Annotated in this window: 12 protein-coding genes; 10 read left to right on the plus strand and 2 right to left on the minus strand. The window is 40.7% G+C overall.

The genetic code is table 11. From position 1 onward, the window contains the following. Positions 1-44: 44 nt before the first annotated feature. A complete protein-coding gene (locus PBF_RS02825) occupies positions 45-581 on the minus strand; it encodes a universal stress protein (RefSeq protein WP_035326794.1) in 537 nt (178 codons plus the stop codon). A gap of 319 nt (positions 582-900) precedes the next feature. On the opposite strand from PBF_RS02825, the gene PBF_RS02830 reads away from it, so the two are divergent. Then, entirely contained in the window at positions 901-2,994 is a 2,094-nt protein-coding gene (locus PBF_RS02830; protein WP_035326796.1) for a transglycosylase domain-containing protein, read from the plus strand. 199 nt (positions 2,995-3,193) lie between these two features. On the opposite strand, the gene PBF_RS02835 is transcribed toward PBF_RS02830, so the two are convergent. Next, positions 3,194-3,517 carry a hypothetical protein gene (locus PBF_RS02835; protein ID WP_035326799.1) on the minus strand — a complete coding sequence of 108 codons (324 nt, stop codon included), beginning with the start codon at positions 3,515-3,517 and terminating at the stop codon, positions 3,194-3,196. A gap of 257 nt (positions 3,518-3,774) precedes the next feature. Between PBF_RS02835 and PBF_RS02840 the strand changes: the two genes are divergently transcribed. From PBF_RS02840 to PBF_RS02880, 9 genes are all read left to right on the plus strand, one after another. Continuing rightward, complete coding sequence (locus tag PBF_RS02840; protein WP_035326802.1) at positions 3,775-5,061, plus strand: MFS transporter; 1,287 nt, start codon at positions 3,775-3,777, stop codon at positions 5,059-5,061. A gap of 153 nt (positions 5,062-5,214) precedes the next feature. After that, complete coding sequence (gene sigY, locus PBF_RS02845) at positions 5,215-5,778, plus strand: RNA polymerase sigma factor SigY (RefSeq protein WP_035326805.1); 564 nt, start codon at positions 5,215-5,217, stop codon at positions 5,776-5,778. After that, entirely contained in the window at positions 5,732-6,082 is a 351-nt protein-coding gene (locus tag PBF_RS02850; protein WP_035326808.1) for a YxlC family protein, read from the plus strand. The genes sigY and PBF_RS02850 overlap by 47 nt, the downstream gene beginning before the upstream one ends. Beyond that, positions 6,079-6,279, plus strand: coding sequence for a hypothetical protein (locus PBF_RS02855; RefSeq protein ID WP_035326811.1), 201 nt, complete (start codon positions 6,079-6,081; stop codon positions 6,277-6,279). The genes PBF_RS02850 and PBF_RS02855 overlap by 4 nt, the downstream gene beginning before the upstream one ends. Positions 6,280-6,294: 15 nt before the next feature. Beyond that, the gene (locus PBF_RS02860; RefSeq protein ID WP_035326814.1) at positions 6,295-6,498 is read left to right on the plus strand and encodes a hypothetical protein; all 204 of its coding nucleotides are present in this window, start codon (positions 6,295-6,297) and stop codon (positions 6,496-6,498) included. Then, on the plus strand, positions 6,479-6,796 hold the full coding sequence (locus PBF_RS02865; protein WP_035326817.1) for a YbjQ family protein: 318 nt from the start codon (positions 6,479-6,481) through the stop codon (positions 6,794-6,796). Before PBF_RS02860 ends, PBF_RS02865 begins: the two co-directional genes overlap by 20 nt. A 216-nt stretch (positions 6,797-7,012) precedes the next feature. Next, complete coding sequence (locus PBF_RS02870; protein ID WP_035326820.1) at positions 7,013-7,801, plus strand: alpha/beta fold hydrolase; 789 nt, start codon at positions 7,013-7,015, stop codon at positions 7,799-7,801. Positions 7,802-8,588: 787 nt separating this feature from the next. After that, entirely contained in the window at positions 8,589-10,346 is a 1,758-nt protein-coding gene (locus PBF_RS02875) for an ABC transporter ATP-binding protein (RefSeq protein WP_035326823.1), read from the plus strand. Then, on the plus strand, positions 10,343-12,355 hold the full coding sequence (locus PBF_RS02880; protein ID WP_035326826.1) for an ABC transporter ATP-binding protein: 2,013 nt from the start codon (positions 10,343-10,345) through the stop codon (positions 12,353-12,355). Before PBF_RS02875 ends, PBF_RS02880 begins: the two co-directional genes overlap by 4 nt. Positions 12,356-12,360 lie beyond the last annotated feature (5 nt).

Raw genomic sequence — 12,360 nt, forward strand, 5'->3', positions numbered from 1 at the left:
GCTTTATCCACATAAAAAAGCAGCCGCCGGGCTGCTTTTCTGTATTAAGGGATTTGCGGATTTTCCTTTTCTTTAGCTATAAGCACCGGGCAAGGAGCATTTCTGGCAATTTTTGTACTGGTGCTCCCAAGGAACATCTTTTTAATTCCGCCTTTGCCTGAGCTTCCCACAATAATTAAATCGGCGTTTTCAGCTGCTGCATATTCACATATGCTTTCTGCCGGGCTTCCCTCAATAACATCGAACTTTGCATTAATGCTGTAAGGCTCAAGAATTTCCCTTGCATTGTAAAAAGTATTGTCTACACTATGCTTTACTCTTGCGTGTGTATTGGAAGATGATTCATCGTGATATACCGGAAGAGGGGGGATCTGGATTCCTTCCAGCAGATAGCCATTTGTTCTTACAGGCTCTACCGCTTTTTCATTGTTTATGGGAATATTTTCAACTGTTTCTTCAAAGACCTGAGCAACCAGGAGCTGAGCTTCAGGGTTTTGTTTTACTAATCCGATTGCCATATTCAAAGCCTGTCTGCTTCCGTCTGTATCATCATAGCCCAGTACAATTTTATTAAAATTCATTAATGTTCACTCCTTCTTAAGGTAAGGAAACTTATTGTTTATATACCCTCTGCTGCGAAGAGTAAATCATAAAAATACAGCTTGAAAACAAAATACCCCCATAAAAAATGACCGTGCTCCGTAAATTCTAATGCACAATTTTCAGCATAGTGAAGAGTAACATTGGGAATTTCAGGGTATTTTTTATATGACCTTCAGAAATTTGCATGGAAACAAATACTATATAAAAACATATTCTTTGAAGTTATGCTGTTATCGGTGTAATCTGAAGACTTCCGCACAAATGCAAATTAATCATCAGCAAGAATTTGGAGGAAATATGAGAAAGAAAACTTCAGTTATTAAAAAGTTTCAGTCAACTTGGAATAAGCTTCACTTGACACAGGTATCCATATTGCTTGCATCTACTTTGGTCCTGGCTTTCTTAAGCTTCGTCTATTTTTCATATAAGGATGCGGATATAAGTGCACTCGAAGCAGGGCTTGCACAATCCACAGTCATTTATGATGCTGATGGGGAAGTAGCCAGCAAGATCTCTGCAAATAAAAATGAAGGCATCTCAATTGATCAAATTCCTGATCATATGAAGAATGCGGTTATTGCCATTGAAGACCACCGTTTTTATGAACACGGGGGCATCGATTTAAAAGGTATAGGCAGAGCGTTCTTTACAAACCTGAAGGCTGGCGGAATTGTTGAGGGTGGCAGTACACTTACCCAGCAGCTGACTAAAAACGCCCTATTGTCTGCAGAAAAAACATATAAAAGGAAGCTTGAAGAATTCTTCCTTGCACTTGAGATAGAAAAGGAATACAGCAAAGATGAAATTCTTCAGATGTATTTAAACCAGGTTTATTTTGGGGAAGGCGCCTGGGGGATAAAACGAGCGGCGATGAAGTACTATGGAAAGGATGTTGAGGATCTCTCCATTAGCGAAGCAGCACTGCTGGCAGGGCTGGTTAAAGCCCCATCAGCCATCAATCCTTACCAAAATGAAGAAAAAGCGATTGAAAGAAGAAACCTTGTGCTTGATCGGATGAAGGAACACAGCTTTATTTCAGAAAAGGAATGGGAAAAAGCTAAGAATGAAAAACTTGTCTTTGAAGATGGCGGGGGAGATCCTCTTAAAGGGAAATACCCTTACTATGTAGATGTTGTTCTTGAAGAGGCTATAAATAAGTATAATATTTCCCTTGATGATCTTCTTAGTAACGGTTATCAAATTTACACAGAGCTTGATCAGGATATGCAGAGCAGTGTAGAAGAAACTTACAAAAATGATCAATTATTCCCTAAAGGTACGGGAGATCAGCCGGTGCAAAGCGGAGCCATACTTTTGGATCCAAAGAATGGCGGAATCCGCGCTCTTGCAGGGGGAAGAGGTGAACATACCCTTCTTGGCCATAACCGTGCCGTTCATAAAGTGGGCCAGCCCGGATCGACAATGAAGCCGATTGTGCCATACGCAGCAGCACTGGAATCGGGTTGGAAGATCACAGATGAACTTAAAGATGAAAGAATGACATTTGGCAAAGATTATGAGCCGAATAACTATAATGGACAGTTCCGGGGAAATGTGCCAATGTATGAAGCAGTCAAGGACTCTTTGAATGTTCCTGCAGTATGGCTTTTGGATGAGATTGGCGTGGAAAAAGGGGTAGATGCGGCGAAGAGATTTGGCATACCTGATGACGCCATCAATCAAAATCTAGCACTTGCTCTTGGGGGCACAAGTGAATGGGTTTCTCCTCTGACCATGGCACAGGCATATGCTGTATTTGCAAATGGCGGCGAGAGGCCGGAAGCCCACTCCATTACAAAAATAGTTGATAAAGATGGAGTCACAGTAGCAAAGTGGAAAGGTGAGAATACAACAGTCATTTCCGAGGATGTTGCAGATAAAGTAACAACCATGCTTCTAGGTGTAGTTCAGCATGGTACAGGGAAGGCTGCCCAAATACCAGGCAGAGAAGTTGCAGGGAAAACAGGAAGTACACAAATGACCATCGAAGGCATTGACGGAGTTAAAGATCAATGGTTTGTCGGCTATACACCACAGCTTGTAGGTGCTGTATGGGTAGGCCATGATAATACAGATGCAAATAATTATCTTACAACCACCAGCAGTGAAGGTACGGCTCCGATATTCCGGGCAATCATGTCAGAAGCCCTGAAAAATCAGGAAGCAGAGTCATTTAATGTCCCTCATATTGCCGGTCTGATGGAACAGAGGCAAAGGGAGCAGCAAAGAAAAGTATGGGAAGAAAACATAAAAAAAGAAACAGAGAAGATAAAAGAAAGAATTGAAAAAGAAAAAGAGAAATGGAAAGAGAAATGGAATAAAGGGAAAGGAGAAGGTAAAGAGAAAGATAAGGAAAAAGATAAAAAGAAAGATAAAGAAAAAGAAGAATGACAATATATAAATTGCATGAGTACAGTGAAAAGCTGTACTTTTTTATATTCGATCAAAATAAAAAGGCCTGAAAAGGCCTTTTTGATTTATTAGAATAACCAGCTGATTAGCGCGCCAATTACCACAATCGCTCCAACAACCATAAAAATTGTACGTATCATCTATTTTCACTCCATTCACTCTGCAATAAAATTGTCATTTATAGCTGAATTGTTTCAGCTGTGTTGATTAAACGTTTTTCTGACATGCGAAGCACAGAAACATGGTTTCTGCACATGTCTTTGATGTGCTCCAGATGGTTCTGGACTTCAGTCCCTTCCACAATGATCTTCAGACTCGTTTGCGGTTTCACTGTTAAAAGGAAAGATACTAATTTAGAAAGGTTTGAGGCATCCACCGCTTTGTGTTTGCTGTAGAGATAAGTGGTACCTTCAAATTGTTTGGACGCCTGGTAAATTTCAAGCATTTTCTTCATTGTGAACTTGTTTTGAACTAATACATTAGTAGAAATAATTTCTTTCATTTTAAAAATCTCCTTTTAAAAAAGTATTTTATATATTAATCGCTTAATGATGTGGTTGTACTAAGGAATTACCCCGGTGATCACAACCGTAAACCACCCGGGTTCCAAGTGTGAATAATTACCTTTTAATTCATCCGTATATAGGGGGTGAGTCACCATCAGTCTGCAGGAGGAGATAAAAACCATCAAAAGCCGCTTTATCAAATGGTTGTCTCAATTTATATTTGTGATATAAACAGGAAACTGAGGTAAAAGGGATGAAAAAATTCAAAGAAATTTTTCAAAATGCCAATTATGTAAAATTGTTTTTCGCCAACTTTACTTCTCAGATGGGCAGCACGATTGGTTTAACAGCATTTATGTTTTATTTGCTGGATCGTTTCTCGGATCAGCCATTTTATGCAACCTTAACTGAATTGATGTTCTCTGTTCCGACCTTGGCGGTATTTTTTTTAGTTGGAGTGTTTGCGGATAGGATGGATCGTCAGAAAATAGCTTATCATTGTGATTGGATCAGCGCGTTATTATCCATGGTGCTTTTACTGACTATTATTATTGGCTGGATGCCGCTGATATTTGCAGTAATGTTCCTGAGGAGTGCCATTCAGAAATTTTTCTTTCCCGCTGAACATGCAATGATTCAAGGTATATTGAAAAGTGAAGATTATACAACTGCTGCAGGCCTTAATCAGGTTGTGATGAGTCTTTTCATGCTGTTCGGAAACGGCCTTGGCATTTTTGCATACTGGACAGTGGGAGTATACGGTGCAATTGTGACTGATGCACTTACCTTTATCATCAGTGCATTATTAATAAAATCCTGCCGTATTCCCGAAGAGGTCCGTCTGCCAAATGGTGTACATGGGCTTAAAGACTTGAATATCCCGCTTGTCTTCAAGGACTTTAATCTGGGGATGAAATATATTCTCCAGCACAAATTATTATCTGCCTTGCTTGTTGGTTTCTTCGTTTTCGGAGTGGTAAACGGCGGATTTTCAGTCATGCCTATTTTTATGCTGAAATATAAGCTCGAGCCGCAATCCTATGAGGAATATTCAGTCCTGCTCGGAATAGTATTTGGGGTTGGCGTTCTGATTGGCAGTTTTGCTGCTTCTTTGCTTACTCAAAAATTCAAACTTTATCAGTTGATCATTGCCGGACTGCTGTTATCCGGAAGCTTCATCATTGCTGCCTCATTTGCAGAAAACACGTTTATTTTCCTTTCTTTAGTATTTGCTGCAGCTTTTGGCCTCCCTTTAGTGAACATCGCAATTGGCGGCTGGATGCCAAGCATTGTTGATCCGAAGATGATGGGAAGAGTACAGGGATGGATAAGCCCGCTGATGATGCTTTCTCAATCCATAACACTCGGATTTATTGCCGTCAGCTTTCCGGGGTTTCTCAGAGTGGAAATGCTATATTGGATGGTAGGCGGCTGTTTAGCACTTGTCGGTGTATTTTACAGCCTCGTTCTCCCGGGATTAACGAAAAGATCAGAAAAAAGTGGTGAAGCACATTCTTTGGAACACACTGGTGCAGTATAATGTAATAAAAGGCAAAATAGTCCCTATGAATAGGGGCTTTTTATGTATGAAAAAATATTTTTAAATAAATAATGAACCTTTTCATCTCTTAAACGTCTTATGAGTAAAATTAACAGTTAACAATGGGATGATAAGAAGAGAGGAAAGAAGCTGATGGAGGAGAAAGACCTTATAGTAAGTGCCAAACTAGGCGATCAGCTCGCTTTTGCTATGCTTTTTAAAAATAACTATCCCTTCCTGGTTAAATACTTAATCAAAATCACCATGAATCCCGATGCAGCTGAAGAGCTTGCTCAGGAAACAATGGCCAAATGTGTTGAAAAAATCGGCCTGTTTAATGGCAAATCGAAATTTTCCTCCTGGCTGATATCCATTGCTACGAATTTGTATATTGATCAGAAGCGAAAGTCTAAAAGAGAGAGGAACTGGAAAGCACAGGAAGAAGTTTTCAGACGCATGAAATGGCATCTTGAAAGCCGAAATGAAGAATGGAATGATGCCTTATCCGCCTTGGGAAAACTAAAAGACGAGATTAGGATACCTATCGTTCTTAAACATTACTATGGCTACTCGTATGAGGAAATAGGAAAAATGATGAACATATCTTCAGGCACTGTCAAATCAAGAGTGCACAATGGAATCATGTCTGTAAGAGAGGAGTTGAAGCTTCATGGTGAACAGGAAAGTGCTGCAGCTGGAACACGATCATCAAGATGAACATTTTCTGGCTGCAGTTAAAGAGATAGAAGACGGGTTGGAAATGCTGGATGAAAATGTCCCGGTATATACACCTGATCTGCAATTTTTTGAAAACATAGTTGCAGAGCAAAAACAGGCAATGAAAAGGAATTTGATCAGGGAGTTAGCTATCTTCACTGTTGCAGCACTCCTCATTGTAACTTCTGTATTATTCATGCTGTATCAGGTTCCGGCTGTATTTTTTATTCTGCAGGGAATTGTCACAGTTTTTATTATGGCCTATAGCACAGTCAGCTTCGTGAAACAGGTGAATGGCACATGAGCGGCGAAGAAATTTCTTTTCCGTTGCTGATTATTGTGGGAGTCATCTTAATTTCACAGAGTATGTTCCTATTTCTTGATGCAAGAAAGCACGGGCACAATTATTGGCTTTGGGGAATTATCGGTTTAATTCAGGCGCCAATGCCAACGCTGTTTTATTTGATTTTCGTCAGAAAGATTTGGCAGAAATTAGATTAATTGAGGGATGGAAGGATGAAAAAATTAAAACAGATGCTGCTTCTCGCAGCCACTGGCGGCCAGCTTCTCGGGATTGCCATGCTGTTTATTAATATTAAGGCTGCGATTATGTTTTATATTTTATATGTTTTAATGATCATTACGTTATTCATTGTGCTGATAGCTGAGAGAAAAAGAGAAAAAGAGGAGGAAGAGCAAAATGATTATCGTGACTACTGATACGGTATCCGGGAAAGAGATTAAAGAAATTAAAGGTTTTGTAAGGGGGAGTACAGTCCAAACAAAGCATTTAGGAAAAGACATTCTGGCAGGATTGAAAACAATCGTAGGCGGAGAAATTGGCGAATATACTGAAATGATGGATGAAGCAAGACAGAAGGCGATTGGCAGAATGGTTGAAGATGCAAAGGCAAAAGGGGCCAATGCAATCATTGGAATGCGGCTGCAAACCTCAGCTGTTATGCAGAATGCTGCAGAAATCATAGCCTATGGGACTGCAGCAATAATTGAAGAATAGCAGGAGAAGAACCAGCTGACACGGATTAGCTGGTTTTTTTATATCCTAAATAGGGAAAGGTTTGTTAATGAATATTTGGCAGAAAATACTTAAAAAGAATCTAGTGAATTTTTTGTGATATTATAAGCATTTTTCGCTGAAATCCTTTACAATAGAATGAAACTTCTTTAAAAACAAAACTAAGAAAATGACACTAGAATGTGGATTGGAGTATATATGCTATATTACCGTACGTATGTGAAAGATGAATCCCTGCCATGGGTTACCTTTGTTCATGGTGCAGGGGGCAGCTCTGCAATTTGGTATAAACAAATGAGAGAGTACAAAAAGCATTTCAATGTTCTGCTGGTAGATCTGCGGGGACATGGTCAATCAGGAAGGGGCACCTGGGAAGAAGGAGATCATTTTACAGAAGTTTCTCAGGATATAGTGGATGTGCTCGATCATCTTCATATTACAGACTCCCATTTTGTCGGAATTTCTCTCGGGACTATAGTGATCCAGACAATCGCGCAGAATCATCCGGAAAGAGTAGCTTCCATGATTTTGGGCGGTGCCATTACTGAATTGAACTGGCGCACAAGGTTTTTGATAGCAATTGCTAATTTGACTAAGTATATGCTGCCATATATGCTGCTTTATAAACTTTTTGCGTGGATTATCATGCCAAAAAGAAACCATCTTGAATCAAGGCATGCCTTTGTAAGGCAGGCAGCAAAAATGTGCCAAAAAGAATTCATCAACTGGCTGTCCTTAACAAAATCGGTTAATCCGTACCTGGGAAAAATCCAATCCAGTATTTCCCACATCCCTACCCTTTTTATTATGGGACAGGAAGACCACTTGTTTATTAACTCTGTAAAAAGCATTGCCCAAAAAGCTAAAACTGCTACAGTCAAAATCATTAAAGGTGCAGGACATGTATGCAACATCGACAAACCTGATGCCTTTAACAGGATCACCATAGACTTCATCAACAGGCAAAAAAGAAGATTGGCTTCATAAAGGATCCGGGTGGATCCTTTTTTAAAATGCTGTTTTACAAGGTTTATTGATCTTTTTATTTTATTTACTGAGTTGATTGGAGCGGAAGGTGCGAGACTCCAGCGGGAGTAGCGGGACAGGTGAGACCCCGCAGACGCGTAGCGTCGAGGAGGCTCACCGCCCGCCCCGCTGTTCGCTGGCAGCCTGGAGCGGAAATCAACGGACAACATTGATTGAGGAAAAACAGCACTTTATACGAAAAGAGCCTTTAAAATAAATAACAGAAAATTTTTAAAAGTAGGTAAAAAGCTGATTGACTTTTAGTGTAAGCGGTGATAATCTTACCAATATGGAAAAAAATGAAAAGGAGGGCTACAAAATGATCTTAATTCATCAAAACAACAACACAAAAATTAAAATCTGTAACCCCTCCTTTAGAACATATTAAAATGTAAACAGGATCTGCCTGCACATTTATTTTGAAGGAGCACAGGTTACATTTCGTAACGTGGGCTCTTTTGTCTCTTAAGACATATCGCATGCCGCGGTATGTCTTTTTTTCGTCTAATTATTATATATCACCATTAGGAAAATCAGGCATTGCCTGTTTCCATATATTTAAGTTTTAATAGCTGCTGTTTTCGGCAGCCATACAAAAAAGGAGGAAAATTTTATGAATGCCGTACGAATCAAAAGGAAAACAATTTTGCCGGAGGATCTGGATGGAGGCTAGTTATGAATTATGCTTGTTTATGTATGAAAGCTCTCTTTAGAAACCTGAGCTTCATACCGGAAAGGGGAGAGATCGTTGTTTGCGATTTTAGGAAAATTAAGCTGGTTTTTTAAAGAAAACTGGAAAAGGTATTCAATTGCCATTACTCTGCTGATCATTGTCGGAATCCTTGATGTCATGCCTCCAAGGCTTGTAGGAATGGCTATTGATGATATCCATCTGGGTCAAATGAGCAGTGCTAAAATTATGGAATACCTTGGTTTATTGGCAATCATCACAATCGTATCCTACGCAATAACTTATATCTGGATGTACCAGCTCTTCGGAGGGGCATTCCTGGTAGAAAGAAAACTGCGTTCACAGTTTATGGGTCACCTATTGAAAATGACCCCGACATTTTTTGAGAAAAACCGCACCGGTGATTTAATGGCCAGGGCTACAAATGATTTAAAGGCTATTTCGGTTACAGCCGGATTCGGAATATTGACACTGGTGGATTCCAGCGTATTTATGCTGACGATATTATTTACAATGGGATTTCTGGTTAGCTGGAAACTAACCTTTGCAGCAATATTGCCTTTGCCTATCATGGCCTATCTGATAAAAATTTACGGTAAGAAGATTCATACGCGATTTATGAGTGCGCAGGATGCCTTCGGAGAACTCAATGACCGGGTACTTGAATCCGTTTCGGGAGTTCGGGTGGTGCGCGCATATGTTCAGGAAAGAGCGGATCAGCAGCGTTTCCATGAACTCACTGAAGATGTTTACAGCAAAAATATTGAAGTGGCCAAGATTGATTCACTTTTTGAACCGACGATTAAGGTGATTGTGGGCCTAAGCTATCTTATAGGACTTGGGTACGGGGCTTATCTTGTTTTCCACCAAACCATTACCCTGGGCCAGCTCGTGTCCTTTAATGTGTATTTGGGCATGCTGATTTGGCCGATGTTTGCTATCGGAGAATTAATTAATGTCATGCAAAGGGGAAATGCATCCCTTGACCGGGTACAGGAAACATTGTCCGCTAAACAGGATATTGAGAATCCTGAAAACCCGTCTTTCGTTGAAGTTCCTGAGAATGTTATCTTCAAGGATGTTCATTTCCAATATCCTTCCTCAAAAACGGCTAATCTTACAGGGATTAAGCTTCATATTGAACGCGGGGAAACGCTGGGCATTGTAGGAAAAACAGGAAGCGGAAAGACCACTTTTATAAAGCAGCTATTAAGAGAATATCCATCAGGCACAGGGAAGCTTGCGATTGCAGATGTTCCGATTGAAGAACAGGAGCTTGAAAGAACGAGAGGATGGATCGGGTATGTTCCACAGGATCATGTTCTTTTCTCGAGGACTGTTAGAGAAAATATCCTTTTTGGAAAAGAGGAAGCAACTGAAGAGGATATGCAAAAAGCGATTGATTTGGCTGCTTTCCGAAAAGACCTTGAACTTCTGCCGGAAGGTCTTGAAACAATGGTCGGTGAAAAAGGAGTGGCCTTATCAGGAGGGCAAAAACAGCGGATTTCGATTGCACGTGCCCTTGTGAAGGATCCGGAAATTCTAATCCTTGATGACTCTCTTTCAGCTGTTGATGCTAAAACAGAGAAGAAAATTATTGATAATATCCGGACTGAACGCAAAGGAAAAACGACAATCATTACGACACACAGGATGTCAGCAGTCCAGCACGCCGATCATATTATTGTCCTTGATGAAGGCAGGATAGCAGAAGAAGGCACTCATGAGGACTTAATGGCTATGGATGGATGGTACAAAGAACAATTTTTGAGGCAGCAGACTCAAACATCTGCTGAAGAGGAGGTGCTTTCATGACCACAGGAAAGCGGTTATTCCAGTATGCACTTCATTATAAAAAAACGATTATTGCTGCACTGCTGATGCTTACAGTAGCAGTAGCGGCAGATCTGGCAGGGCCTTTCATCGCGAAGAAGATGATTGACGACCATATCCTTGGCATAGAATCTGTCTGGTATCAAACAGAAGGCGGAAAAGATGCTGTGGAGTATGATGGCCAGTTTTACAAAAAGGAGCAAAATCTTGATCAGGGTGAGCGGAAAATAGATCAGGCCCGCATCCTGCAGGCAGGAAGCCAATTCGTCTTTATCAGCGGTGACATTGCTTTTGATGGAGAGCGAACCTTCAAAGAGGGCAAACTCATTATTGAAAAAAGCGGCCAAACCGAAACCTATGCAGGGAAGGCATTGACTGGTGAAGAATTAATGCTATTCTATTCACCCGAGATTCCTAAGATTGTTCAGCTTTTGGCCTTTTACTTTGGATTACTGGTTATCGCTGCATTTTTTCAGTACGGCCAGCGTTTTTTTCTGCAAAAGTCAGCAAATAGGATTATCCAGCAAATGAGAGAGGATGTCTTCGGGCAGATTCAAAGGCTTCCAATCAGTTATTTTGATAATCTTCCGGCAGGCAAGGTGGTTGCTCGCATAACTAATGATACCGAAGCCATACGTGAGCTTTATGTTACAGTTTTGGCAACCTTTTTTACAAGTGCCATATATATTTCAGGTATTTATATCGCTTTGTTTATTTTAAATGCCAAGCTTGCTGCGATATGTTTAATCCTGATCCCGATTTTATATGTATGGGCGATTGTGTACCGTAAGTATGCATCAAAATACAATCACGTTATCCGTTCCCGGGTGAGTGATATCAATGGCATGGTTAACGAATCGATACAGGGAATGAACATTATCCAGGCGTTTGGCCGGGAAAAAGATACACAGAAGGATTTTGAAAAGCTGAATACAGAGCATTTTACATTCCAAAATAAACTTTTGAGCCTGAATTCACTTACATCGCATAATTTAGTTGGCGTGCTGAGAAATGTGGTTTTTGTTGCATTTATCTGGTACTTCGGAGGAGAATCGCTCAATGCAGCAGCAGTCATTTCACTGGGGATGCTTTATGCTTTTGTAGACTATATTAACCGCCTGTTTCAGCCTGTGCAGGGCATTGTCAACCAATTGGCCAATCTCGAACAGGCATTGGTTGCCGGTGAGCGAGTCTTCAAACTGCTTGATGAAGAGGGAATAGATATCAGTGATAATAAAATATCCCGCTATAATGGGAATGTTACTTTTGAACATGTGCACTTCGGCTACAAGGAGAAGGAATATGTGCTGAAGGATCTTAATTTTGAAGCAAAGCACGGAGAGACAGTTGCTCTGGTCGGCCATACCGGCTCAGGAAAAAGTTCAATCATGAATCTTCTTTTCCGTTTTTATGATTGCCAGGAAGGAAAAATAATGATCGATGGAATGGATATAAAACAGATTCCAAGGCAGGAGCTAAGGAAGCATATGGGCATAGTCCTCCAGGATCCATTTTTGTTCACGGGGACCATTGCTTCCAATGTCAGTCTTGATGACCCTGAAATATCGCGTGCAAAAGTGGAAAAGGCACTCATGGATGTTGGTGCGGATAAGATATTTCAGCATCTTGAAAAAGGTTTTGATGAACCGGTTATCGAGAAGGGGAGCACACTCTCAAGCGGGCAGAGGCAGCTCATTTCGTTTGCTCGTGCCCTTGCTTTTGATCCGGCCATCCTGATACTGGATGAGGCAACATCAAGCATAGACACTGAGACAGAATTAATTATCCAGGAAGCCATGGACGTGCTGAAAAAAGGCAGAACCACCTTTATCATCGCCCATCGGCTTTCGACAATCCGAAATGCTGATCAAATCCTTGTTCTGGATAGGGGAAGGATCGTTGAAAAAGGAAACCATGATGAGTTAATGGAGCAAAAGGGCAAATATTATCAGATGTATCAGCTTCAGCAGGGGTCAACACTTGCGGGATAGAGGGA

Source organism: Cytobacillus firmus DS1 (genome assembly GCF_000565285.1).
GTDB classification, from domain to species: Bacteria; Bacillota; Bacilli; order Bacillales; family Cytobacillaceae; genus Cytobacillus; species Cytobacillus firmus_A.

What these genes read in the sequence shown, in the direction of transcription:
- PBF_RS02825 (WP_035326794.1), bottom strand. Translation starts at nt 581, where the DNA reads ATGAATTTTAATAAAATTGTACTGGGCTATGATGATACAGACGGAAGC.
- PBF_RS02830 (WP_035326796.1), top strand. Translation starts at nt 901, where the DNA reads ATGAGAAAGAAAACTTCAGTTATTAAAAAGTTTCAGTCAACTTGGAAT.
- PBF_RS02835 (WP_035326799.1), bottom strand. Translation starts at nt 3,517, where the DNA reads ATGAAAGAAATTATTTCTACTAATGTATTAGTTCAAAACAAGTTCACA.
- PBF_RS02840 (WP_035326802.1), top strand. Translation starts at nt 3,775, where the DNA reads ATGAAAAAATTCAAAGAAATTTTTCAAAATGCCAATTATGTAAAATTG.
- sigY (WP_035326805.1), top strand. Translation starts at nt 5,215, where the DNA reads ATGGAGGAGAAAGACCTTATAGTAAGTGCCAAACTAGGCGATCAGCTC.
- PBF_RS02850 (WP_035326808.1), top strand. Translation starts at nt 5,732, where the DNA reads ATGGTGAACAGGAAAGTGCTGCAGCTGGAACACGATCATCAAGATGAA.
- PBF_RS02855 (WP_035326811.1), top strand. Translation starts at nt 6,079, where the DNA reads ATGAGCGGCGAAGAAATTTCTTTTCCGTTGCTGATTATTGTGGGAGTC.
- PBF_RS02860 (WP_035326814.1), top strand. Translation starts at nt 6,295, where the DNA reads ATGAAAAAATTAAAACAGATGCTGCTTCTCGCAGCCACTGGCGGCCAG.
- PBF_RS02865 (WP_035326817.1), top strand. Translation starts at nt 6,479, where the DNA reads ATGATTATCGTGACTACTGATACGGTATCCGGGAAAGAGATTAAAGAA.
- PBF_RS02870 (WP_035326820.1), top strand. Translation starts at nt 7,013, where the DNA reads ATGCTATATTACCGTACGTATGTGAAAGATGAATCCCTGCCATGGGTT.
- PBF_RS02880 (WP_035326826.1), top strand. Translation starts at nt 10,343, where the DNA reads ATGACCACAGGAAAGCGGTTATTCCAGTATGCACTTCATTATAAAAAA.